The 23464-nt window shown below is 37.4% G+C and carries 16 protein-coding genes and 8 pseudogenes; 19 read left to right on the top strand and 5 right to left on the bottom strand.

What is annotated here, in order from left to right:
- Positions 1–80 precede the first annotated feature (80 nt).
- The 3 genes and pseudogenes from MHH90_RS05455 to MHH90_RS05445 form a co-directional block, all read left to right on the top strand.
- Positions 81–1016: a hypothetical protein gene (locus tag MHH90_RS05455; RefSeq protein WP_252989158.1), complete on the top strand. Its 936-nt coding sequence runs from the start codon at positions 81–83 to the stop codon at positions 1014–1016.
- On the top strand, positions 973–1167 hold the full coding sequence (locus MHH90_RS05450; RefSeq protein WP_084828762.1) for a hypothetical protein: 195 nt from the start codon (positions 973–975) through the stop codon (positions 1165–1167). The genes MHH90_RS05455 and MHH90_RS05450 overlap by 44 nt, the downstream gene beginning before the upstream one ends.
- Before the next feature lie 130 nt (positions 1168–1297).
- A pseudogene (locus MHH90_RS05445) lies at positions 1298–1684 on the top strand (C69 family dipeptidase); the annotation flags it as partial.
- A 55-nt stretch (positions 1685–1739) separates the two neighbouring features.
- On the opposite strand, the pseudogene MHH90_RS05440 reads toward MHH90_RS05445, so the two are convergent.
- Positions 1740–2549 (bottom strand): annotated as a pseudogene (locus MHH90_RS05440) (PrsW family glutamic-type intramembrane protease).
- Positions 2550–2706: 157 nt separating this feature from the next.
- Between MHH90_RS05440 and MHH90_RS05435 the strand changes: the two are divergent.
- The 5 genes and pseudogenes from MHH90_RS05435 to MHH90_RS05415 all read left to right on the top strand — a co-directional run bounded on the left by MHH90_RS05435 (position 2707) and on the right by MHH90_RS05415 (position 8315).
- The gene (locus MHH90_RS05435) at positions 2707–4251 is read left to right on the top strand and encodes a zinc ABC transporter substrate-binding protein AdcA (RefSeq protein ID WP_084828764.1); all 1545 of its coding nucleotides are present in this window, start codon (positions 2707–2709) and stop codon (positions 4249–4251) included.
- A gap of 210 nt (positions 4252–4461) precedes the next feature.
- Entirely contained in the window at positions 4462–5637 is a 1176-nt protein-coding gene (locus MHH90_RS05430) for an IS256-like element IS1191 family transposase (protein WP_340725828.1), read from the top strand.
- A 151-nt stretch (positions 5638–5788) separates the two neighbouring features.
- Positions 5789–6187, top strand: a complete 399-nt coding sequence (locus MHH90_RS05425) for a hypothetical protein (protein ID WP_011225860.1) — start codon at positions 5789–5791, stop codon at positions 6185–6187.
- Between the two features lie 145 nt (positions 6188–6332).
- Positions 6333–6648: pseudogene (locus MHH90_RS05420) on the top strand (hypothetical protein).
- Positions 6649–6747: 99 nt separating this feature from the next.
- Positions 6748–8315 (top strand): IS3 family transposase gene (locus MHH90_RS05415; protein ID WP_340725827.1). Its coding sequence is split into 2 segments (ribosomal slippage): positions 6748–7393 and positions 7393–8315, totalling 1569 coding nucleotides; the frame shifts between segments, so codons are not numbered across the junction.
- Positions 8316–8385: 70 nt separating this feature from the next.
- Here the strand turns inward: MHH90_RS05415 and MHH90_RS05410 are convergent.
- Positions 8386–9393 carry a YeiH family protein gene (locus tag MHH90_RS05410; RefSeq protein ID WP_084828765.1) on the bottom strand — a complete coding sequence of 336 codons (1008 nt, stop codon included), beginning with the start codon at positions 9391–9393 and terminating at the stop codon, positions 8386–8388.
- 172 nt (positions 9394–9565) lie between these two features.
- On the opposite strand from MHH90_RS05410, the gene MHH90_RS05405 reads away from it, so the two are divergent.
- Both MHH90_RS05405 and MHH90_RS05400 read left to right on the top strand, forming a co-directional pair.
- Positions 9566–10279, top strand: a complete 714-nt coding sequence (locus tag MHH90_RS05405; RefSeq protein ID WP_340725826.1) for a glycoside hydrolase family 73 protein — start codon at positions 9566–9568, stop codon at positions 10277–10279.
- Between the two features lie 68 nt (positions 10280–10347).
- Positions 10348–11162 (top strand): annotated as a pseudogene (locus MHH90_RS05400) (IS3 family transposase).
- A 94-nt stretch (positions 11163–11256) separates the two neighbouring features.
- Here the strand turns inward: MHH90_RS05400 and MHH90_RS05395 are convergent.
- A complete protein-coding gene (locus tag MHH90_RS05395; RefSeq protein WP_340725825.1) occupies positions 11257–12165 on the bottom strand; it encodes a LysR family transcriptional regulator in 909 nt (302 codons plus the stop codon).
- Positions 12166–12371: 206 nt separating this feature from the next.
- On the opposite strand from MHH90_RS05395, the gene glmS reads away from it, so the two are divergent.
- From glmS to adhP, 9 genes and pseudogenes are all read left to right on the top strand, one after another.
- On the top strand, positions 12372–14180 hold the full coding sequence (gene glmS / locus MHH90_RS05390; protein WP_024009870.1) for a glutamine--fructose-6-phosphate transaminase (isomerizing): 1809 nt from the start codon (positions 12372–12374) through the stop codon (positions 14178–14180).
- Between the two features lie 117 nt (positions 14181–14297).
- Complete coding sequence (locus MHH90_RS05385; protein WP_002950574.1) at positions 14298–14627, top strand: zinc ribbon domain-containing protein YjdM; 330 nt, start codon at positions 14298–14300, stop codon at positions 14625–14627.
- 195 nt (positions 14628–14822) lie between these two features.
- A complete protein-coding gene (locus MHH90_RS05380; RefSeq protein ID WP_023909604.1) occupies positions 14823–15464 on the top strand; it encodes an amino acid ABC transporter permease in 642 nt (213 codons plus the stop codon).
- An 8-nt stretch (positions 15465–15472) separates the two neighbouring features.
- Positions 15473–16102 carry an amino acid ABC transporter ATP-binding protein gene (locus MHH90_RS05375; RefSeq protein ID WP_014621494.1) on the top strand — a complete coding sequence of 210 codons (630 nt, stop codon included), beginning with the start codon at positions 15473–15475 and terminating at the stop codon, positions 16100–16102.
- Positions 16103–16114: 12 nt separating this feature from the next.
- A complete protein-coding gene (locus MHH90_RS05370) occupies positions 16115–16966 on the top strand; it encodes an amino acid ABC transporter substrate-binding protein (RefSeq protein WP_014621495.1) in 852 nt (283 codons plus the stop codon).
- 165 nt (positions 16967–17131) lie between these two features.
- A pseudogene (locus tag MHH90_RS05365) lies at positions 17132–18250 on the top strand (DinB/UmuC family translesion DNA polymerase).
- 77 nt (positions 18251–18327) lie between these two features.
- Positions 18328–18625 (top strand): annotated as a pseudogene (locus MHH90_RS10245) (hypothetical protein).
- A pseudogene (locus MHH90_RS05360) lies at positions 18603–18884 on the top strand (DUF5960 family protein). Before MHH90_RS10245 ends, MHH90_RS05360 begins: the two co-directional pseudogenes overlap by 23 nt.
- 146 nt (positions 18885–19030) lie before the next feature.
- Positions 19031–20054 (top strand): annotated as a pseudogene (adhP, locus tag MHH90_RS05355) (alcohol dehydrogenase AdhP).
- 439 nt (positions 20055–20493) lie between these two features.
- On the opposite strand, the gene MHH90_RS05350 reads toward adhP, so the two are convergent.
- The gene (locus MHH90_RS05350; protein ID WP_041829036.1) at positions 20494–20676 is read right to left on the bottom strand and encodes a hypothetical protein; all 183 of its coding nucleotides are present in this window, start codon (positions 20674–20676) and stop codon (positions 20494–20496) included.
- Position 20677: 1 nt separating this feature from the next.
- On the bottom strand, positions 20678–23464 hold the full coding sequence (locus MHH90_RS05345) for a DEAD/DEAH box helicase family protein (RefSeq protein ID WP_340725824.1): 2787 nt from the start codon (positions 23462–23464) through the stop codon (positions 20678–20680).

Genomic DNA, 23464 nt, shown 5'->3' with positions numbered 1-23464 from the left:
TAGCATTACCAAGCAATCAAGACACCGATATTGACGTTACCAATCAAGGTTTATACAACTACGACTTTAATTCTTACTCTTTGGCTCCGCTGCAAAAAGCGGCTGGTTTATCTCTTTCGGAGAAAATACGAACAAGTGTTTTTTCTCACATTTCAGAGGCAAAACTTATCGAAGAATTGTCGAACAAGGGTGAGGTCGAATATGTAGCAAAGCTGTCTGATTATGTTAAGGAAAAGCTGAAATCGGGTGAGTGGACCTTAGGTATTCGTAAGAAGACAGGAGAAACTTATGCAGTCATTAAAGATGTTTCAACCGGGAAGAGCCAGAGCTTTGTAACTCTAGATAAAAAGGTTGTTCAGAATTTAGGTAATTTGCCTGAATTAACTGCTATTCAAGGGCAGTTGGCTGATATTGTCGAGAAAATAGAGAGTCTGAATCGCTTGGTTGAAAGAGTCGAACAGGGACAATACAATGACAGATATGCTGGTTTTTTTAGTGCTCGACAGCAGGTTGTGGAAGCCTTGTCAGCAGATGACGAGACAGTAAAAAAGGAATTATTGATTTCAGCCGTCAAAACAAATAACGACACTATCGCGAAGTTGATGCTAGCCATTCATCATGATGCACTAGCCTTCATTGATACCAAAATCAAACCCAAAGAGGCACAACGAATCGAAAATCACCTTCAAAATTCAGTTGGTTATTTAAATTCAACTGTCCAATTAAACCTTGTCGCTCACACTGCATTAGGCGAGCAACAAGCATTGATTGCAACACTAATGAACTATAAGTCGTTCATAGGACAAACATTACTTGAAGAAGTTGGTGATACTGAAAGAACGCTTGCCTGGCAGATTGACAATGCGCACAAAGGTATGGACGGAAAGTTTGATGAAATTTCCCTAGATGTCACTGACAGAATCACCTATTTAGTTGATGAAGTGATAAATAAAAGGATTGGAGAGCAGGATTATGAGAGAATTGAAACCCAAAAAATGCATGATGCCAAGCTGTGATAAAGAAACTTTTGATAAGAAAGCCTTTTTTTGTCGTGAGCACACTCGAGTATTCGAGTCATTTGTGAGTACTGTGAAAAAAGTTGCAGTACCTGCCGCAGCAAGTGCGGCGCTGTTTGTGGCAAAAGTTATTAGTGGTAAGAAAAAATAGTATTAAAAAAGTTAGAATGATTAATAAAGAGCTGGGAGAAATTAAATGATTCATTACTCTGTCCTCTCTGTCTTTTTTCTCAATTTTACACTAAAATAGATTTTTTGGAAAACTTTGCAACAGAACTTAATGGTTAGCCTATGGATCAATGACTTTTGGTGCAATGGTGTCATTCTGGACTCAGGTCGGAACAACACCTGCTTATTTCCGTCAAACAACTGATAAAGTAGATACAGGTAATTTCTACTGGAGTAATCGCTTGATTGCTGCTATCTGTGATCCTCATTTCCAATATCATGAAGCTGATTTGGATACTTATGTAGAAACAACGATGGCTCTTGGCCATGCCATGATTAATCATGTTGATACCGCTTTAGCTAATGATAAAAGTATTGATTTTGAAGCTGAAAATCAAAAAATTAGTGATAAGATTCAGTCAGAAACAGATAAACTATTGGCAAAAGTCTTAGATGATGCTAGTAATCTGATGACCGATCGTTTTTCTATGAGTGATTAAAGTCATCAAAAAAGCCTTTCCATAAAATTGGAAAGGCTTTTTTCGTAGTTTAACATTACTTGTTTTCTTCATCCAGTTTCGAGAGGATCTGATAAAGTATAATGAGGAAGAAAAGATTGAGTGAAATAAGAAGACCTGATGCCCATGGCAAATCGCTTTCTAAATTTCGAAGAGGTAAATTTCAAGCAAGTGTGCCGCAAAAGCACCACAAGCATAAAGCATACCAATAAGACTGTATTTAGAACTAATGAGTTTTTGACGTGAACACCATATCAGGACTAGCCCCATAGCGAGGAAGGATGTGTAAAGCCAGTGAGACGATACAGCACCAATAGTTCGACCAAGAATTCCTGAGAGTGTATAAGAAAAAACATCAGGCAAATCTGAAAGAATATAGGAGAAGTCTTCACTAATCTGGAAGCCCAGACCTGCTGTAATAGCAACGAGTAAGAGCCCTCTGTAACTTTTTGTTGGAACCACATAGACAGCAAAGATAAATGCTGCTAGTTTGAGAGGTTCCTCAACCAGTGGTGCCATTATAGCATCCTCAAATCGGTAGAAGAAATTCTTTGAAGAAAGACGGGCAGTCACCCATTCATGGGAAAAAGTATTAGCATAACCTGCCAACCAACCTGTAATAAAGAATCCGCCAATTAGAGCAAATACGAGAACAAGTGGTTTCACCTGATATTTCCTGCCTAAGAATTGAATCAGAAATATTGCTGGAATGATGTAGCAGAGAGCAATGAGAGTTGATAGCCCAATAATTCCATAAGCCGAGCCAGAAGTATATGATTGTGTATCATAGGTCAAGGCCGATGGCTGACAAAAATAGAAAAATGTATAGGGTTAGTTTTCGAAACATGTGTAACCTACTTTCAAAATGATACTTCCAGTATATCGAATCATTTTTTCTCTTCGAAATATTTCAATTTTTTTATTTAGGGACTTGCAAAATAAAATTAGTGTGATATACTTAACCAGCAAACTATTAACTGGTTAAGTATTTTGAAAGGAATATCATGAAAAAGAAACGCATTTTTGGCCTAGTAGGATTAGCATCTGTTGTTCTAGTAGCTGGTGCAGGTATTTATTATACGACTAGTCAACACGATTCAAAGGGAAATGGTGATTTGAAGGTTGTAACGAGCTTCTACCCTGTTTATGAATTCACCAAACAGGTTGTTGGAGATGAGGGGGAGGTGTCTTATCTTATCCCTGCAGGTAGTGAGGTCCATGATTTTCAGCCTTCTACTAAGAATGTTGCTGATATTGAGAAGGCTGACACTTTTGTCTACCTGAATGAGAATATGGAAACATGGGTTCCAAAGGTTGAAAAAAACATTAACACCAAACATACCAAAGTCATTAAGGCAAGTAAAGGAATGATTCTTTTGCCTGGTACAGAGGAAGAAGATCACGATCACGGTGGTGAAGAACATTATCATGAGTACGATCCCCATGTTTGGCTCTCACCAAAACGTTCTCAAAAATTAGTGGAAACTATTAGAGATGGTTTGATTGCTCAACATCCAGATAAAAAAGCGGTATTTACGACCAACGCAGAAAAATATCTAAAAAAATTACAAGCTTTGGATAAGGAATATACACAAGCGTTTAGTCAGGCAAAACAGAAGAGTTTTGTTACACAGCACTCAGCCTTTGCCTACCTTGCCTTAGATTATGGTTTAACCCAAGTACCAATTTCAGGTGTTTCAGCTGAATCTGATCCATCTGCAAAACGTATCGCTAGCCTTTCTAAGTATGTTTCAGAATATGACATTAAGTATATCTACTTTGAAGAGAATGCTTCTAGTAGTATTGCTAAAACCTTAGCCAATGAAGTAGGAGTTAAGACAGCAGTTTTAAACCCTATTGAATCCCTAACTAAGGATCAATTGAAAAAAGGTGAAGATTATGTCAGTGTTATGACTGAAAATCTAAAAAGTCTTCGTTTGACAACAGATGTTGAAGGTAAAGATATTCAACCTGAAGATGGAAGCAATGATAAGAAAACTGTTCAAAATGGTTACTTTGATGACAAAGATGTTAAAGACAGAGAACTGTCAGATTGGTCAGGTGAGTGGCAATCGGTTTATCCCTTCCTTCAAGATGGTACATTAGATCAAGTATTTGAATACAAATCTCTGCTGAATAAGGATAAAACAGCACAAGAGTACAAAGAATACTATATTAAGGGTTATCAAACAGATGTTTCTAAAATTGCCATTGATGGGAAAAAGATGACCATGACTTTCACTAAGACTGATGGAAGCAGTGTGACACACACTTATCGTTATGATGGTTATAAGATTTTGACCTATTCTTCTGGTAAAAAGGGTGTTCGTTATCTCTTTACGGCAACTGACAGTCAAGCGGCAGATAATCCTTACCAGTATGTCCAATTCTCTGATCATCAAATAGATCCAACAAGCTCAGCACATTTTCACATTTTCTTTGGTAATAGTAGCCAAGAAGAAATTCTAAAAGAAATGGACAACTGGCCAACTTACTACCCTGGAAAACTTAGCGGCTTAGAAATTGCACAAGAAATGGTCAGTCACTAAGAGTATTAAATCACTCATTTGAGTGTTTTTTTATTTTTTTGAAAATTATTCATTTTTTATAGTATTAGAAAAACAACTAGTGTAATTATTTTAAAATAAAACTTTCAATATAAAAATATTTGGTAGTGTAAAATAAGTTGTGTAAACACAAAAAGGAATAAATCCGTTATAGTAGAGTTGCGAAACATTACTAGAAAGAGATTTATTCCTATGACTCAGTTTACCACAGAACTACTTAACTTCCTAGCCCAAAAGCAAGATAGTGATGAATTTTTCCGTACTTCTCTTGAAACAGCTATGAATGATATGCTTCAAGCAGAGTTATCAGCCTTTTTAGGGTATGAACCTTACGATAAATTAGGCTATAATTCTGGGAATAGTCGTAACGGAAGCTATGCACGGAAATTCGAAACCAAATATGGGACTGTTCAGTTGAGTATTCCTAGAGATCGTAATGGGAACTTTAGTCCAGCTTTGCTTCCCGCTTATGGACGTCGAGATGACCACTTGGAAGAGATGGTTATCAAACTCTATCAAACCGGTGTAACGACTCGAGAAATTAGTGATATCATCGAGCGAATGTATGGTCATCACTATAGTCCTGCCACAATTTCTAATATCTCAAAAGCAACTCAGGAGAATGTCGCTACTTTTCATGAGCGAAGCTTAGAAGCCAATTACTCTGTTTTATTTCTTGACGGAACCTATCTCCCCTTAAGACGTGGAACCGTTAGTAAAGAATGTATTCATATCGCACTTGGCATTACACCAGAAGGACAGAAGGCTGTTCTTGGATATGAAATCGCCCCAAATGAAAACAATGCTTCTTGGTCCACCCTGTTAGACAAGCTTCAAAACCAAGGAATCCAACAGGTTTCTCTTGTAGTGACCGATGGCTTCAAGGGGCTTGAACAGATTATCAATCAGGCTTACCCATTAGCTAAACAACAACGTTGCTTAATTCATATTAGTCGAAATCTAGCTAGTAAAGTGAAACGAGCAGATAGAGCGGTTATTCTGGAGCAATTTAAAACGATTTATCGTGCTGAAAATTTAGAAATGGCAGTGCAAATTTTAGAGAACTTTATCGCCGAATGGAAACCAAAGTATAGGAAAGTCATGGAAAGTCTGGAGAATACGGATAATCTTTTAACTTTTTATCAGTTTCCCTACCAGATTTGGCATAGCATTTATTCGACAAACCTCATTGAGTCTCTTAACAAAGAAATCAAACGTCAAACGAAAAAGAAGGTTCTTTTTCCTAACGAGGAGGCTCTGGAACGTTATTTAGTTACCCTGTTTGAAGATTATAATTTCAAGCAAAATCAACGCATCCATAAAGGGTTTGGCCAATGTGCTGACACACTTGAAAGCTTATTTGATTAACATTCTTCAACTCTACTTGAGTGTTTACACATAATTATTGACAGTATCAAATATTTCTAAAAAAATCACGTAAAATATTAAATAATTACTACTTTTTTCATTCTTTAGTGGTACAATAATATTACGATTTTCATAAGACCAGGAGAGACCTATGAACCAGTATTTAGTAGCGATACACTATATTCAACTGCTTCAAGCAGAACTCAATATTCTTAATCATGATGCACGCTTGCTTTTCGATCTCAAGATTGATCCCAATCTTGCTAAACGTGAGCTTGCTGACTTAAAAGTATCACTATCTAAATTATCTGACAAAAACCTTTATATCGAAGGTACAATCTGGTATCAGCCAAGTTTATTTGCTATTATCGATCAAAATTTAGGGGTTATTGATGACTGGCTTAAAGAATTAGATGACTTCTTTGAATTTAGTTACGGTACAACAGTCTATTCTGTTTTGAAAGAAAACGAAAATCGAAGTTATGACTTATTGCTTGGTCTTTATAACCGTCTTGAATACGTTATCTCAGATATAAAAAATTGCCGTTAGATTGCTAATGGCTTTTGATATGTCAAGAAATTTAGTTTATGTTTTAAATATCAGATAATTTGACAAAATTCCCCAATATGTGTAAAATAAAATTTAAAGATACTCTAATAAAAATAATGTTAAGTTAAAGGAAGATAATAACTAAGTGAGTAAACAGGGGTTGAAATCGGGGGCTTTTTTTAAGTATTATTTTGGGAGCCTTGCTTCACTCAGCCTTCTAGTTTTTATTTTTTATGGTTTTTATTCTTTAAATGGTTTCATTTCCTTATCTCCAGAGAGCACTTCAGTTCTTGAAGTAAACCATTATTCTGGTCAAGTATCTCCTTCCTCAGTAAAGAAGGATGGTGTTTTATAAGGTTCAAGACATAAGTGGTGAAACTAATAACTATGATGTTGGCTTGAGAGTGACAAATGAGGGAGATAAGGTTATTCAAACCTATATCTTTGAATATAAAAAATAACTACACAATAAAAAAACTCACAAACTAAGTGATATACTCCCCATATAGTAGACAGTGAAAAAACAAAAATTCACTAGAAACTATATAGGGAGTTTTCATATGTCCAAAAGAAGTCCAAAATCATTAGAGGAAAAATTAGAGATAGTTCAATTGTTACTCAAGCATGAGCAGTCCATTTCACAACTCAGTGAGCAATATGAAGTTAGTGATAAGACTATCCAGTCTTGGAAAGTAAAGTATGAGAAGTTTGGTATTGATGGTCTTAAGGAATCCAAAACTTGGAAGAGATACTCTTCTGAATTAAAAGAACAAGCTGTTTTAGATTATCTTAATGGAAAAGGGACATTGATAGCTGTGTGTCAACGCTATGATATTTCTGATACTTATGTTCTCAGAAGTTGGATAAAACGGTATACTAGTGGTAAAGACTTAAAAGCTACTAGTAAAGGATATAGCCGTATGAAACAAGGAAGACCGACAACATTTGAAGAGCGTGTTGAGATTGTTAACTACACGATTGCTCATGGTAAAGACTATCAAGCAGCTATTGAGAAGTTTGGTGTTTCTTACCAACAGGTTTATTCTTGGGTTCGTAAGTTTGAAAAGAGTGGGTCACAAGGTTTGGTTGATAGACGTGGAAGAGGGTTAGAAAGTAAACCTAATTTAACCGAAGCTGAGCTACTTCAACTCAAGATTAAACAACTGAAGGAACGCAATCGTCTCCTAGAAATTGAGGTTGGTCTGCTAAAAAAGTTAGAAGACGTCAAACGAAGAAATCGATGGTAAGACTAGGTAAGCATTTGGCGGAGTTCCAAGCAGTCAAGGATTATCATGATGAAGAACCAGATGCCCCTATTCAAATCTTGTGTCAGATTTTAAAGGTATCACGTTCAGGCTATTACAAGTGGTTCAATCATCAAGAGACTCTTTCTGAGAAAGAAAATACGAAACTCATGGAGACCCTTAAGAAACTTCACAGCTTCTACAATGGCATCTTAGGCTATCGGCGCATGACAACGTTTATCAACCGCCAACTTGGAACCAACTACAACAAGAAGCGTATTCGTCGACTAATGAGAATACTAGGCATCAGCTCAGTTATCCGTCGTGTCAGACATTCTTGCACGAAAGCTGGTGACAGATTCTATGAAGAAAACATTCTCAACCGTGATTTCACAGCTACCGCACCTAATCAGAAATGGTGTACCGATGTTACCTATCTACAGTATGGAATGGGAGCCAAGGCTTATCTCAGTGCCATTAAAGACTTGTATGATGGCTCTATCATCGCTTATGAGGTTAGTCATAACAATGACAATCCACTTGTTATAAAGACGATTAAGAAGGCTTTAGAGCTTAATCTAGGTGCCACACCAATTATCCATAGCGATCGTGGTAGTCAGTACACTTCAAAGGAATACCGTTATATCACACAACAAGCTGGGCTGACTTTGTCTATGTCACGTGTGGGAAAATGTATTGACAATGCACCGATTGAAAGTTTCTTTGGGCATTTCAAGACAGAGTCTTATCATCTTAAGAAATATAAGACTTATGAAGAACTAGTCGCAGATGTAGAACGCTATATCGAATTCTACAACACACAACGGTATCAAGCAAAATTAAACAACCTGACTCCTTTGGAATTCAGGAATCAGGTTGCTTAATCATTTTAGTATTTCACTGTCTACTTGACAGGGAGCGGTTCAAAGCAAGTTTGTGAGTTTTCTATTTATTTTACCAAAATCCTAATAGTTTTTGCATGAGGAGTGAAACGATACTAATTAATAGCCAACAAAGCCCTCCCACTAATAGAGCAGAACCTCCCTTAGTAATTAGTTTTTTGAGATTTATTTGGTAACCGATAGCTGTCATGGCCATGATAATCATGAATTTTGAAAGGTCTTTTAAAGGAGCAAAGATAGTTGCTGGGACCCCCATAGACATTGCAACGGTTGTAATGAGTGAAGCCAACAGGAACCAAAGGATAAAGTTTGGAATTGCTTTGGTCAGAGAAAACCTTTCCTTTGTATTATCTTTTTTTGACTGCCAAATAGAGAGTCCTAGAGTAATAGGAATAATAGCAAGTGTCCTTGTTAGTTTAACAATCGTTGCCTGCTCTAGGATGGATGTTCCATGTAAGCTATCCCATGAACTAGCGGTAGCAGTTACAGAGGATGTATCATTAACAGCTGTTCCAGCAAATATAGCGAAGCCCTGATTACTGAGGCCTAACCAAGAGCCTAAGTGAGGAAAAAGTAGAGCTGCCAAAATGTTGAAAAAGAAAATAACAGAGATTGCAGTTGCAATGGACTCATCTTTGGCCTTGATAACAGGCGCAGTGGCTGCAATAGCAGAACCACCGCAGATAGATGATCCTACTCCTACTAAAGTTACGATTTCACTATCTAATTTAAATAGCTTGTGGATGACATAAGCAGTAATCAGTGCCGTAGCAATAGTAGTTAAAATAATGGGTAGAGATGTTAAACCAACGTTGAAGACTTGAGAAAGATTTAATCCAAATCCCAGAAGAATAACTGCGTATTGCAATACTTTTTTCGATGTGAATTGCATCCCTATTATAAATCTTTTTTGATTTATAAGTAGACTAGCTAATAAGAGTCCGATAAAAAGTCCAATGACGGGCCCACCAATAATAGGAAATAAGTTTCCAAGATACCAAGCTATGAGTGATATAAGTATTGAAATACTTATTCCTGGTAAGAATTCTTTTATTTTCATTAAGTCATCTCCTAAAAAGTTAGCTATATTATAGCCTATTATAAATACGATGTAAAGGCGACTTATGCCTTAATTCTCAACAAAAACTAGGTAAGAAGATTGCGGGATGTTAGTTTTTTTGATAGAATAGTATTAAAACATTATGATTAATTTTTTATGAAGGAAGGGTTGTATGTGTCGTCTTTTAAAGAAGTATTTTGTTTTTATAGTGGGGGCTTTTTTTTGTTCACTTTTTTTGGTGTTGGCATTTACAACAGATAGAAAAAATGATAACAGTGTTACTGCTAAAGCTGAAGCTTCCTACAATCAAACTACGACGGCTTTTATTGATAGTATCGGAGAGACTGCGAGACAGATTGGTCAAGATTACAATATCTATGCCTCTGTTTTAATTGCTCAAGCTATTTTGGAATCAAATTCAGGTCAGTCAGGCTTGAGTCAAGCTCCTTATTACAACTTCTTTGGTATTAAGGGTTCTTATAATGGGAACTCTGTTACAATGCGTACTTGGGAAGATGACGGTACAGGAAATACTTACAAGATTGACGAGCCCTTCCGTTCATATGGAAGTCTGAGTGATTCCCTAGCAGATTATGCTGCTTTAATGACGTCATCCACTTATTCAGGTACTTGGAAATCAAATACAAGCAGCTATGCGGATGCTACTCAGACACTCACAGGAACCTATGCTACAGATAGTCTTTATGCTTCTAAGTTAAATAGTATTATTGCATACTATGGGCTTACTATCTACGACCAAGCCCCAGTTACCCAGGCAACAGGTTCGAGTAGCGATCTAGTTTGGAATAGTTATAGAGGATCATACACAGATGCTGAGACCTTATCTATAGATGTGGCTTGGGCAAGTTATAAAAATTATAAATAAAAAGAGCCGAAATGAACTGCACCCCAAAAGTTAGACAGAAAAAATCTAACTTTTGGGGTATTTTTATTATGAAATTGACTTACGAAGATAAAGTTCAAATATATGAACTGAGAAAGCAGGGAAAGAATCGTTATTATTCTCCTAAATTAAAACAAGAAATAATTGATAAAGTTCTACTTGAAGGGTTGTTCTCAACAAAGTGTTTGCCTGGACTATGGCCTCTCAAATCAAGGATTGCTTAACAATTGGATAGCACAATACAAAAATGGGTATACTATTGTTGAGAAAACAAGAGGGAGACCACCTAAACTGGGTCGTAAACGCAAGTATTCTTCATACCAAGGAGAAGTTGGCAAGAAAGTAGATAACCTTATTCAACGGCAGTTTGAAGCATCCAAACTAATGGAAAAGTGCTACACAGATGTGACAGAGTTTGCAATTCCAGCAAGCAGCCAAAAGCTCTATTTATCACCAGTATTAGATGGCTTCAATAGTGAAATAGTCGCTTATAATCTTTCTAGGTCGCCGAATTTAGTACAAGTGAAAGCTATGATAGAACAAGCTTTTACAGAAGACCATTATGAAAACACAATTCTCCATAGCGACCAAGGATGGCAATACCAACACGATTTCTATCATCATTTTTTGGAGGATAAAGGGACCCAACCGTCCATGTCACGTAAGGGAAATAGTCCAGACAATGGTATGATGGAATCTTTCTCATTCTTGAGTCTGAGATGTTTTATGGTTACGAGAAGACGTTTCACTCACTTGAACATTGAAACAAGCTATTGTAGACTATATTAATTATTATAACAAACGCATTAAGGTAAAACTAAAAGGACTCAGTCCTGTGCAATACAGAACTAAATCCTTTGGATAAATTATTTGTCTAACTTTTTGGGGTCAGTACAAGGGGCTTTTTTGAACGATAAAAAATTCCAACCTTATGTGGTGGGGACTAAGTAGCTCTTATATTAGTTATCAAAAGTGACCTCCTTAACAAGTTTGTCTAAGAATTTTTCTCCCATTTTAGAGAGAGTAGCCTTTTGGTGTTTCAAGTATACAATATCAATTTCATCATCAACATCTAGTGGAATAGAGACGATATTGTCACCATTTAAATTACTATTTAAGATACCAGTGGCAATTGTGTATCCATCCAAACCAATTAATAGGTTAAAAAGTGTTGCACGGTCTGAAACCACAATCGACTTTTTATGGGGGATTTGTGAGAGAATCTCTTCAGAATAATAGAAGGAATTATGAATCCCCTGATCGTAACTAAGGTAAGGGAAGTCCTCTAAATCTTCCAATGAGACCACTTTATGCTTGGCCAGAGGATTTGACTTGCTGACAAAGATATGAGGTCTAGCTTTAAAGAGACTAGTATAGGTAAGTCTGTTATCGTCAAACATTTTAGTCAAGACATCTCGGTTATAGCCATTAAGGAAGAGAACACCGATTTCTGAACGGAAGTTCTTAACGTCTTCGATAATCTCGTAGGTACGAGTTTCACGTAAGAAGAGCTCGTAACGCGTCATATCAGCTCTCTTGAGAAGTGAGACGAAGGCATTGACGACAAAAGCGTAGTGTTGAGAAGAAACACTAAATAATTCACGTGTCTCTGTGTGACTTTTGTAGCGTTCTTCTAAGAGATTAGTTTGTTCTACTACTTGACGGGCATAAGATAGAAATTCAACACCATCCTTGGTTAAGGTGATCCCTTTAGGGTTACGAATAAAGATGTCAATTCCCATCTCTCTTTCTAAATCGCGGACAGCGTTTGAAAGACTTGGTTGTGTAATGAAAAGTTGTTTTGCGGCTTCATTCATTGAGCCGGTTTCGACGATTTTGATAATATAATGTAATTGTTGAATTCGCATAGCCTTATTATAGCATACTTTAAGTATTATTCCTTAGGATAAGAAGCAATTAAAAGGTCTTTTGGAAACTATACCAATTTTATGCTTGACAATGTTGAATATATGGAATATACTGTCTTCGTTAAGCTTTTAAAAGAGCTTATTGACTATACCAATTTTAAATGAAGGAGACATGACCTCTTTGACTTGAGGTTATTATTAAAAATATGTGTGGAATTGTTGGTGTTGTAGGTAACACAAATGCAACTGATATCTTGATTCAAGGACTTGAAAAGCTAGAATACCGTGGTTACGATTCAGCCGGTATCTTTGTAGCTGGTGAAACATCTAGTCAATCGGTTAAAGCTGTTGGCCGTATTGCGGAACTTACTGCTAAAATTGAAGGTGTAGAAGGTACTGCAGGTATCGGACATACTCGTTGGGCGACTCATGGGAAACCAACGGAAGACAATGCTCACCCACATCGCTCAGAAACAGAACGTTTCGTTTTGGTTCACAACGGTGTTATTGAAAACTATCTTGAAATTAAGGAAGAATACCTTTCTGGTCATCATTTCAAAGGTCAAACCGATACTGAAATTGTTGTTCACTTGATTGGTAAATTTGTTGAAGAAGACGGTTTGTCAACTATTGAATCTTTCAAGAAGGCTCTCCGCATTATCCGTGGATCGTATGCATTTGCCCTCATGGATTCTGAAGATGCATCAACAATTTATGTCTCTAAAAACAAATCACCACTTTTAATTGGTCTTGGTGGTGGTTATAACATGGTCTGCTCAGATGCTATGGCTATGATTCGCGAAACAAATCAATACATGGAAATTCACGATCAAGAGTTGGTTATCGTGAAAGCTGATAGTGTCGAAGTTCAAGATTATGATGGGAATGTTAAAGAACGTGATAGCTATACTGCTGAGCTTGACCTTTCTGATATTGGTAAAGGGACATACCCATACTATATGCTCAAAGAAATCGATGAGCAACCAACAGTGATGCGTAAGCTCATCCAAGCTTACACTGATGACAAGGGTCAAGTGACTGTAGATGCTAAAATTATTAAAGCTGTTCAAGAAGCTGACCGCATCTATATCCTCGCAGCAGGAACTTCTTATCATGCCGGTTTTGCCTCTAAGAAGATGCTTGAAGAGTTGACAGATACTCCAGTTGAGCTTGGTATTTCTTCTGAGTGGGGTTATGGTATGCCACTCCTTAGCAAAAAACCTCTCTTTGTCTTTATTAGTCAATCAGGTGAAACAGCAGATAGTCGTCAGGTTCTTGTTAAAGCTAACGAGTTGGGAATTCCAAGTTTGACGGTGACAAACGTTCCGGGATCTACTCTTTCTCGTGAAGCTGATCACACAATGCTTCTTCATGCTGGACCAGAAATTGCCGTAGCTTCTACTAAAGCTTACACAGCTCAGATTGCGACCCTTGCCTTCTTGGCTAAAGCAGTCGGTGAAGCTAATGGTAATGAAAAAGCTAAAGCATTCGACTTGGTACATGAATTGTCACTTGTAGCACAATCTATCGAATCAACGCTCTCTGAAAAAGAAGTGATTGATGAGAAGGTGGCAGCTCTTCTTTCAGAAACACGTAATGCTTTCTATATTGGTCGTGGTCAAGATTACTATGTTGCTATGGAAGCAAGTCTTAAATTAAAAGAAATCTCATATATCCAATGTGAAGGTTTCGCAGCAGGTGAGTTGAAGCATGGTACAATCGCTCTTATCGAAGATGGCACACCAGTTATTGCCCTCCTGTCAGATCCTGTTCTTGCTAGTCATACTCGTGGTAATATCCAAGAAGTGGTAGCGCGTGGTGCTAAAGTGTTGACCATTGCTGAGGAAAACGTTGCTAAGGAAGGTGATGACATCGTTCTTAATAATGTCCACCCTTACCTATCACCAATTTCAATGGTAGTACCGACACAATTAATTGCTTACTTTGCGACGCTTCATCGTGGACTCGACGTTGATAAACCACGTAACTTAGCTAAATCCGTTACAGTTGAATAAAAATACTAACATCTCTTACATTGTAAGGGGGGGTATATGTTTTTCTTGTTTTCACTCTTGCTTAATTAAGTAATCTAAAGTAGAATAGTATCTGTATTACAATCTTAGGAGAGAATTATGTCATTGCCAAATTGTCCAAAATGCAACTCAGAGTATGTCTATGAAGATGGAATCTTGCTAGTATGTCCGGAATGTGCCTATGAGTGGGATCCAAACGAAGTTGCAGAAGAAGGACTTGTGGTTCTTGATAGCAATGGAACACGTCTTGCTGATGGCGATACTGTTACAGTTATCAAAGATTTGAAAGTTAAGGGTGCTCCGAAAGACATCAAGCAAGGAACACGTGTTAAAAATATTCGCTTGGTTGAAGGTGATCACAACATTGATTGTAAGATTGATGGTTTTGGTTCCATGAAACTTAAATCAGAATTTGTTAAGAAAATCTAAAAATAAGGATTAAGTAGGAAATTTTTTAAGACCTACAGTTTTCCAGATTATTTAAGTCCTTGAGGAGTGGGAATTAGAACTCAATTTTTAGAGAGGGTTCAGTCTCACTCCTTTTAGTATTTTTAAAATCTTATACTATTTTTTTGTTTTTTTTGGTATAATATTCATCAACACTAAATAATTATAGGAGTTTATATGTCATACGTTTTGGAAGTATTACCAGCCCTTTTGAACGGTGCGGTAGTCACACTTCAAGTATTTTTCATTGTTATCGTACTGTCGATTCCATTAGGGATTGTACTTGCTTTCTTAATGCAGATTAGATTCAAACCTTTAAATTGGTTATTAACCCTTTACGTTTGGATTATGCGTGGAACGCCCCTCCTTTTACAATTGATCTTCGTTTATTACGTTCTTCCAAGCGTTGGGATTGTCTTTGATCGTCTACCAGCTGCTATTCTTGCTTTTACGCTTAACTATGCAGCTTATTTTGCAGAGATTTTCCGTGGAGGAATTTTGGCTATTCCAAAAGGACAATACGAAGCAGCTAAAATGCTTAAACTTAGTCCTTTCCAGACCATACGCTATATCATCCTTCCTCAGGTGGTTAAGATTGTCTTGCCAAGTATCTTTAACGAGATTATTAACTTGGTTAAGGATTCATCATTGGTTTATGTTCTTGGGGTTGGAGACCTTCTTTTGGAAAGTCGTACCGCTGCTAACCGTGATGCGACCTTAGCACCGATGTTTGTGGCCGGAGCTATTTATCTTATCCTTGTGGGTCTGGTGACTGTGGCTTCGAAAAACATCGAAAAGAAATTCAACTATTATAAATAGGAGACCTTATGTTAGAATTAAAAAATATTTCCAAGCAATTTGGTCAACACAAAATTTTTGATAACTATAACCTAACTGTCGAAGAGGGGAAAATCTTAGCTATCGTTGGACCATCCGGTGGTGGTAAGACAACTCTTTTGCGTATGCTAGCAGGACTTGAAACTATTGATTCAGGGCAAATTATTTATGAAAATGAAGAGATTCCCTTGGATCAGATGGAAAGTCGTAACTTGCTAGGCTTTGTCTTTCAGGATTTTCAACTGTTTCCGCACTTGACTGTCTTAGATAACTTAACCCTTTCGCCAATTAAGACGATGGGAATGTCTAAGGAAGATGCCCAGAAAAAAGCTCAGACTCTACTTGACCGTTTAGGGCTTGGAGCACATGGAAATGCTTATCCGTATTCACTTTCTGGGGGACAAAAACAACGTGTTGCATTTGCTCGTGCCATGATGATTGATCCGAAAATCGTCGGCTATGATGAACCAACTTCAGCTCTTGATCCTGAGTTGCGTCAAGAAGTAGAGAAATTGATTTTGCAGAATCGTGAGATTGGGATTACGCAAATCGTTATTACTCACGATATGCAATTTGCACAGCACATCGCTGATGAGATTGTCACTATCAATCCAAAATAGCGAGGATTTTCTATGAAAAAAATAGTGAAAATAGTTTTGCTAGCCTGTCTTATTATTTTGCCTTTGTTTGCGCTATCAGCTTGTAGCTCGCGCTCACATTTTGCAACTCAGAAAGACCAGTGGCAAACTTATACCAAAGAAAAGAAAATCAAAATTGGTTTTGATGCAACCTTTGTTCCTATGGGATATGAGGAAAAGGATGGTAGCTATATTGGTTTTGATATTGACTTGGCTAATGCAGTTTTTAAATTATATGGCATTGATGTTGAATGGCAAGCTATTGACTGGGATATGAAAGAAACTGAGTTGAAGAATGGGACGATTGATCTTATTTGGAATGGTTACTCGGTTACAGATGAACGTAAGCAGTCTGCAGACTTTACGGAACCTTATATGGTAAATGAACAAGTACTGGTAACCAAAAAGTCCTCAGGGATTGATTCTGTTGCAGGAATGGCAGGTAAGACCTTAGGTGCTCAAGCTGGGTCGTCTGGTTATGATGCATTCAATGCTTCTCCAAAAATTTTGAAGGATGTCGTTGCTAATCAAAAAGTTGTCCAATATTCGACTTTTACACAAGCTTTGATTGACCTTAATAGTGGACGTATTGATGGCCTATTGATTGACCGTGTGTACGCTAATTACTACCTAGAAAAATCAGGAGTTCTGGATCAGTATAATGTTATGCCTGCTGGTTACGAGGGAGAAAGCTTTGCTGTAGGTGCTCGTAAGGTAGATAAGACACTAATAAAAAAAATCAATCAAGGATTTGAAACTCTTTATAAAAATGGAGAATTCCAAAAGATTTCTAACAAGTGGTTTGGTGAAGATGTCGCAACAGACCAAGTTAAAGGGAAAAGATAAGACTATAACAACATTCTAGAAAGAATGTTGTTATTTTTTGTGAAAAACACTTGAGATATAACAAGTTATAATTTATACTAATGTTAGTTTATAAACTTACAAAAGGACAAGCATGGATATTTCGATTATTCAAGAGAGCCAAAAAGTGATATTGCTTTTGTAGATATGAAATCTTTCTATGCGAGTGTTAGAGTGTGTTGAGCGTGGGTTACATCCACTTAAGACTTCTCTATGTATGATGAGTAGAGCTGAAAACGCTAATGGTTCAATATTAGCGTCTTCCCCTATATTTAAGCATGTTTTTGGCAAGTCAAATGTTAGTCGATCTTATGATTTACCTTTTGATATTTATTCTCGTAAGTTTCATTATTATAATGCCAAAAAACAGGGACTTCCAACTGATAGAGATTTTGTTGATTTTATAGAATCTTGGGCCAAGGTTACCTTTAGTGTTTCCCTCGAATGGATCTTTATATCAAAAAGAATATTCAGAATCAACACATTTTCCAGAATTATGCCAGTGTTGACGATATTCTTTCCTATTCTATTGATGAGGGGTTCATTGATCTCACATCGTCATTAAATTACTTTATTCCCGATAGGACTGTTACTAGAAAAGATAAGTTAGATATGATTTCAGGTCGAGAACTTGCTAATAGCAACCCTGATACTCTTAAAAAGGAGTTAGGTATTGTGGGCTTAGACCTCTTTTTTCATGCCAATGGTATTGATGAAAGTAATGTTCATAAACCTTATAAAACAAAGTCACATGGTTTAGGAAATTCGCAAATATTACCACGAGACTATGATCGGCAAGCTGATATTGAATTGATTCTGAAAGAGATAGCAGAACAGGTGGCTATTAGATTAAGACGAGTCCATAAGAAAGCTTGTCAAGTTTCCATTAGCATTGGATTTTCAAAGTTAGAGAGCAAGCGTTCGCTACAAGCACAGATGAAGATTGAGCCTGCCAATAATCCAAAAATACTAATAGGGCATGTCATCTCACTCTTTCGGAAGAAATATCAAGGAGGGGCTGTTAGAAGTGTCAGTGTTTCTTATGCAAATTTTGTAGATGAAAAGATTCAAATTCTTTCTTTATTTGATAATCCAGATGACATTGATAAAGAAGAAAGGCTTCAGTCAGCTATAGATAGTATTCGTCAGGAATTTGGCTTTACGACCATTCAAAAATCAACAGCTTTACAGGAGGCACCTAGGAGTATTGCTCAAAGTAAGCTTATTGGTGGACACTCAACTGGAGGATTAGATGGCTTAAAATGATAGATCATAGTTACCTTCCCTTTCAATCTGCTAGGGAACATCAAGATAGGGGAATGATGAGGTGGATGTGATATTTCTTGTCGGAACACACAAGTTCACTACATGAAGATAATACTAAAGAAAATCTAACTAATCATTTGGATGATTTAGAGAAGTTTACTTTATTGAACCAGCTTTATTTGGGTCAATTATTGGGGAATTTCCAGATAAAGGATCAAGGTAGGCGCTGTAGGTTTAGTGGCTATGTGGTTGACTTGGATTTTGATTAAGTTACTATAAAATCTTCCAAGCGACATAAACGTATTCGAACAAAGGACATATTAGAAATTAGTTTGGAGGTTGAAAAACATAGATGAAGAAGAGAAAAATTTATGATGATAAACTTCAAATTGACTATTTTTCTGATAGCTATCTAAAGTTTGAAGAAGACTTTTATCGCTAGTCTGCTATGGATATTCCCTTAACCTTTTTGATGGATGATATTCTTAGAGAGATGGATATCAGTCAAAATAATTATTTTCTATTAAATAAAGAGAATGCTAGAGACGGACGCAATCATTATTTCCATTTTGAGTCAGTCTTTTGGATTTCAAGACACTCGTGAGACAAGTATAGGTATCTTGGAAATGATTAAATCATATCACATCCAGCAGGAGAAATAGTATTTCTTTAATTGCTAGCCAGAGCTTTCAAGAAATTTTTCAGTGACTGAGAAACGTTTATGTAAGCGTTGATATTGTTTCTGAGAGTGTTAAAAGTTATCATATGGAAGTGATTAAGATGAGAGCAGTTGTTGTTAATCAAGCAAGCACAGGTATTGAAGTTGTGGACTATGAAAAACCAGCGTTAGTTGCTCATGGTCAAGCCTTGGTTAAAGTTGAATACTGTGGCGTTTGGCATACTGACCTTCATGTAGCCCATGGAGACTTTGGTCAAGTTCCAGGTCATATCTTAGGCCATGAGAGAATTGGTATTGTTGAAGAAGTTGGTGAAGGGGTTAAAACACTAAAAAAAGGTGATCGCGTATCAATCGCTTGGTTCTTCAAAGGGTGGTGTGGCTACTATGAATATTGTACAACTGGACGTGAAACACTCTGTCGGTCTGTAAAAAAATGCTGGTTATAGTGTTGATGGTGGTATGAGTGACTATGCTTTGGTTACTGCTGACTACGCTGTGAAAGTTCCAGACGGACTCAATCCCGCTCAAGCTTCATCTATTACTTGTGCGGGAGTTACAACTTATAAAGCCATTAAAGAGGCTAAAGTTGAACCTGGTCAATGGGTAGCTATTTATGGTGCTGGAGGACTAGGTGACTTGGCTATTCAATATGCTAAGAAGGTTTTCAATGCACGAGTAGTGGCTGTTGATATCAACCAAGATAAACTTGAGTTTGCTAAGGAATCTGGTGCTGATTTAGTGGTGAACGGTAAAGAAGTTGAAGATGTAGCAGGCTATATCCAAGAGAAAACTGGTGGTACACACAGTGCTGTTGTAACAGCTGTTTCTAAGGTTGCTTTCAACCAGGCTGTCGATAGAGTACGTGCCGGTGGTACGGTCGTTGCCGTTGGGCTCCCATCTGAATACATGGAGCTCTCAATTGTCAAAACAGTTCTAGATGGTATCCGTGTTGTTGGATCTCTTGTAGGTACGCGTAAAGACTTAGAAGAAGCTTTTGACTTCGATGCACAAGGCTTGGTAGTACCAGTTGTTGAAACCGTTCCTGTCGATACAGCTGTAAAAGTATTTGATCAAATGGGAAAAGGTGAAATTCAAGGACGTAAGGTACTTGATTTCACTAAGTAAACATACATTTGTCAATGACTACCATGATGACTATATGAGGAGTTGGGTAGCCTAAAACTGGCTAAATTACTTTTTGAAAGCAGTATTTCTGAACAAAATTCCAGTGATTTATTTGTGTTGATAGAATTTTTATTGGTCTAAAACCTCATATAGATATAAAACAAAAAAGCGTTGAACGATTGCGTTCAGCGCTTTTGATGTTTTTGGTTTTATTTCCACTCAATAGTAATCTATACCATTAAAATCCTTTCATATTGGGATTTTAGAAAGATTTACTTATTTTGGTGGGCTAGATGGTGGGGATTGTTACTATTTTAAAATTTTTTGATTTCCATTGAATTTTACTAAACTTTTTGAGGGGAATGAGATAGAAATATTGCCAGTTATTTTCACAAATAATTTTTTCTTGCATTTATTACTCCTTACTATTTTTTTATTTTTAAAGAATATGTTTGAAAAAAATAGGTTTGCGGTCCTCGGGAAAAAACTGAGATTGGGTATTATATTTTTGGTTATCTGCTTCCCATTTACGATATTTTTCGCCAATTCTTTGTGAAGCCAATTGATAAATCAACTCACAAGTTTTGAGATAGGGTCGTGAATTCACACTTTTCTTTGGCATTTCACTCATCCTCCTCGACTATTACATCAGTAGAAGGGTCTGCTACCATCAATAAATCTATCTGTTCATTAGGTTTCTGATAGGTCACGCCAGACATTGCCATCAATTCAGGGATTGTGTTTTGTCCGTCTTTTGCGGTAAAGAATTTCAGACCGCTAATCTTGACGTTATCGACACCATCTTCAAATTCCATCTCTGCTTGATGGTCGGTCATATAGAGCAACAAGTCCTGCTTCCATAGCTCGCTGACGAATCTATCGCCACTCATGCCTTTTGGTTCAATGAATATTTGGAAGCAAAAGTCACTATCTTCAAGGAACAAGATGAAGTCGGGTTGGAAGCCCTGCAAGTGCATATCTACAATTTCGCCAGCTCGATTGATCCGTGAGCCATATTGATGGAGCTTGAGCTTTTCGCTCTTAGCTGACTCACGGTGCATATTCTCGTCCATGCGGAACAAGTAAACTGCCTTGTTATATTTGGCTTTTAGCTCATTCACATGAGCTTGAATACGTGTGATGAGGTCAAATTCCAACTTGTTGACGATAGCACGGTCATAGACATAGAAGTCCTCAGCTATATCGTAAACTGCAACTTTTTGAGTGGCTTCATTCAAGAGGTTTGCCGTGTCATACTCAGGTACTCGCTTATTATAGTTGGTTAGATACTCACTAATTGGGTAGCCAACAAACCTGTTTGTGCCTCGTTTCTTGACATAGCCAGACTTGAATTTGACTTCGTACTCTTTCAAAAGGTCAATGGTGACTTTCAAAATCTCGTCTGCCGTAATATCTGTTGACTTGTATTCTTTTGGAACGGTCAAGAAAAGTTTCAACTTACTTGCGTTTAGCCAGTTTTCCCCATAGATGAACTCTTTCATGGATTCAAGCAATGGCAGATACTTTTTCAAGTTGTCAAATTGATAAAACTCAAGGCGGTGAATGGCTTTCTTAATATAGCGGTCATCAAACCTATCAACATGGATTTGTTTTGTCTCAGTCAATGCGACTGTTGCTTGATAAGACACCTCACGAGTACCATAATTCAAACTTCTTTGAATATCGGTCTTGTGTGTGATTCCGTATTTCTGAATGGAATCAAACCAATCATCTGCCACATCCTCAGCTTCGTTATAATAGATTTTTCCTGTCTTATAGGTTTCTGTTTTTTTGAAAGCAGGCTTGACCTTGATTTCAATCGGTGGATTTTTCTTGTCCTGACCCGTTGGCAAGTCCATTTGCTTCAATGAGCCTACAAGCTGTTTAAGATATTGTGGCTCATTCATGGTGTGGTAGTGCAACGTTTCTAGGAACAATTGCTTGTTTGAGGTGTCGTTATCAAATCTACGTTGATAGCTTTTCACACCGTCCAATTCAAATGGATAATACCTTGCACCACGCCCAATGAGTTGCGCTTCAACCATTGTGGCATTTTTGTTTGTCGCAGCTTCCTGCTCAATACGGACAATATCATAGAGGTTGAGAACATCCCATCCCTCGGTCAGTTTTGCGACCGCAAAAACCACACGATAGAGGTTGTTTGGGCTTTCGAGCGTGTTGAGTGCCTCATACTGCCCCTTTTCAAGCATATTTCCGCTTGTGTCATTAGCATTTAACACGTTTCTCGGGTCAAAGTCTTGCTTAATCTCACGGACGATTTTTGCAAGGTCATCTTCATTTTTGAGATAGTAATTGTAAGCCAGTTCCAAAGCTGAGCTGTCGTTGCTATCTAGGACTTGTTGGCGCTTGATAAATGCGAGCAAATCCGTAACGTTGAGATTTTGAATCAGCTCATTAAAGACCTTGTTGGCTTCCAGTGATACCGCAACTTTTGCGGACTTAAACATAATCACGGGCTTAAATGTTCCTGTGACACCCTCGGCATAAGCACAGTATTTTCTAAACTGCGAAAGCAAGACCGCGTTTAGCATTTTATCTTGGTCGCTTGCGGACGTTTCAATTCGCTTAACCTGCTTGGAATAGCCATCAAACATGAATTGATTCAACGGATAGCGGTAGACCACCTTATCCCGATACTTGTTATAGATGACGTCCTTATCAAAATCGACTGTTGCCGTAAATTCAAGGAGGAGATTCTTTTGTTCCTTATCATCACGGGCACGCAAGATTTTGTTAATGGCTGATTCCCAAGTATTTTCAGCTTCCTTTTCAGACTTGGTGCTTGCGGAATAATGGTGTGCTTCATCCGCTAAGACTGCAACAGGTTGGTTTTCATAGTCTGAAAGCCCCATGGTATTTTCTTTCAAGACAAACAGGTCATCCGATACTTTTTGAACCGAAGATAGCTTAATGTAAATGGTGTTGTCTTGTTGAATCCGTGGGAAACGTTCGACTTGCTTAATGAAAATATGCTTGCCGTCGATTTCAATTTTGTCTTTGAACAGGTATTTTTCACTGTTTTCGTTGACCAAGTTGTCCTTTGTTTTCATCAAGACTGAGTTGGTATTGACGGTAAACAAGAAGTTGCGATAGCCATGCTCTTGATAAAGGTAGAGGATAAGCCCTGCCATCAAGTCGGTTTTCCCTGAACCTGTCGCCATGTTAAAAAGCACATGTTGAGGGTTCGGTTTAATCTCTGTTTGGGTATAGTGATAATTTCGGATAGCTTTATCCTGATAGGTACGCAACGTATGAATCAAGTTCCCCTTAATATACTTTGGGATTTCATAACTTTGGTGCTGACTGAACAAATCATTTTCAGCTTGTTCAGCCTGATCCACAAGAGGAAATTGACGAGCGTTAGCAGGTATTTTCTTTGCTTTTGCCAT

The sequence above is a fragment of the Streptococcus sp. FSL E2-3488 genome (genome assembly GCF_038003585.1).
Lineage (GTDB): Bacteria > Bacillota > Bacilli > Lactobacillales > Streptococcaceae > Streptococcus > Streptococcus thermophilus.
This window is presented reverse-complemented; position numbering and strand designations above follow the sequence as displayed.

Coding starts and splice junctions, on each gene's coding strand:
- MHH90_RS05450 (WP_084828762.1), top strand. CDS start 973: ATGAGAGAATTGAAACCCAAAAAATGCATGATGCCAAGCTGTGATAAA.
- MHH90_RS05435 (WP_084828764.1), top strand. CDS start 2,707: ATGAAAAAGAAACGCATTTTTGGCCTAGTAGGATTAGCATCTGTTGTT.
- MHH90_RS05430 (WP_340725828.1), top strand. CDS start 4,462: ATGACTCAGTTTACCACAGAACTACTTAACTTCCTAGCCCAAAAGCAA.
- MHH90_RS05425 (WP_011225860.1), top strand. CDS start 5,789: ATGAACCAGTATTTAGTAGCGATACACTATATTCAACTGCTTCAAGCA.
- MHH90_RS05410 (WP_084828765.1), bottom strand. CDS start 9,393: ATGAAAATAAAAGAATTCTTACCAGGAATAAGTATTTCAATACTTATA.
- MHH90_RS05405 (WP_340725826.1), top strand. CDS start 9,566: ATGTGTCGTCTTTTAAAGAAGTATTTTGTTTTTATAGTGGGGGCTTTT.
- MHH90_RS05395 (WP_340725825.1), bottom strand. CDS start 12,165: ATGCGAATTCAACAATTACATTATATTATCAAAATCGTCGAAACCGGC.
- glmS (WP_024009870.1), top strand. CDS start 12,372: ATGTGTGGAATTGTTGGTGTTGTAGGTAACACAAATGCAACTGATATC.
- MHH90_RS05385 (WP_002950574.1), top strand. CDS start 14,298: ATGTCATTGCCAAATTGTCCAAAATGCAACTCAGAGTATGTCTATGAA.
- MHH90_RS05380 (WP_023909604.1), top strand. CDS start 14,823: ATGTCATACGTTTTGGAAGTATTACCAGCCCTTTTGAACGGTGCGGTA.
- MHH90_RS05375 (WP_014621494.1), top strand. CDS start 15,473: ATGTTAGAATTAAAAAATATTTCCAAGCAATTTGGTCAACACAAAATT.
- MHH90_RS05370 (WP_014621495.1), top strand. CDS start 16,115: ATGAAAAAAATAGTGAAAATAGTTTTGCTAGCCTGTCTTATTATTTTG.
- MHH90_RS05350 (WP_041829036.1), bottom strand. CDS start 20,676: ATGCCAAAGAAAAGTGTGAATTCACGACCCTATCTCAAAACTTGTGAG.
- MHH90_RS05345 (WP_340725824.1), bottom strand. CDS start 23,464: ATGGCAAAAGCAAAGAAAATACCTGCTAACGCTCGTCAATTTCCTCTT.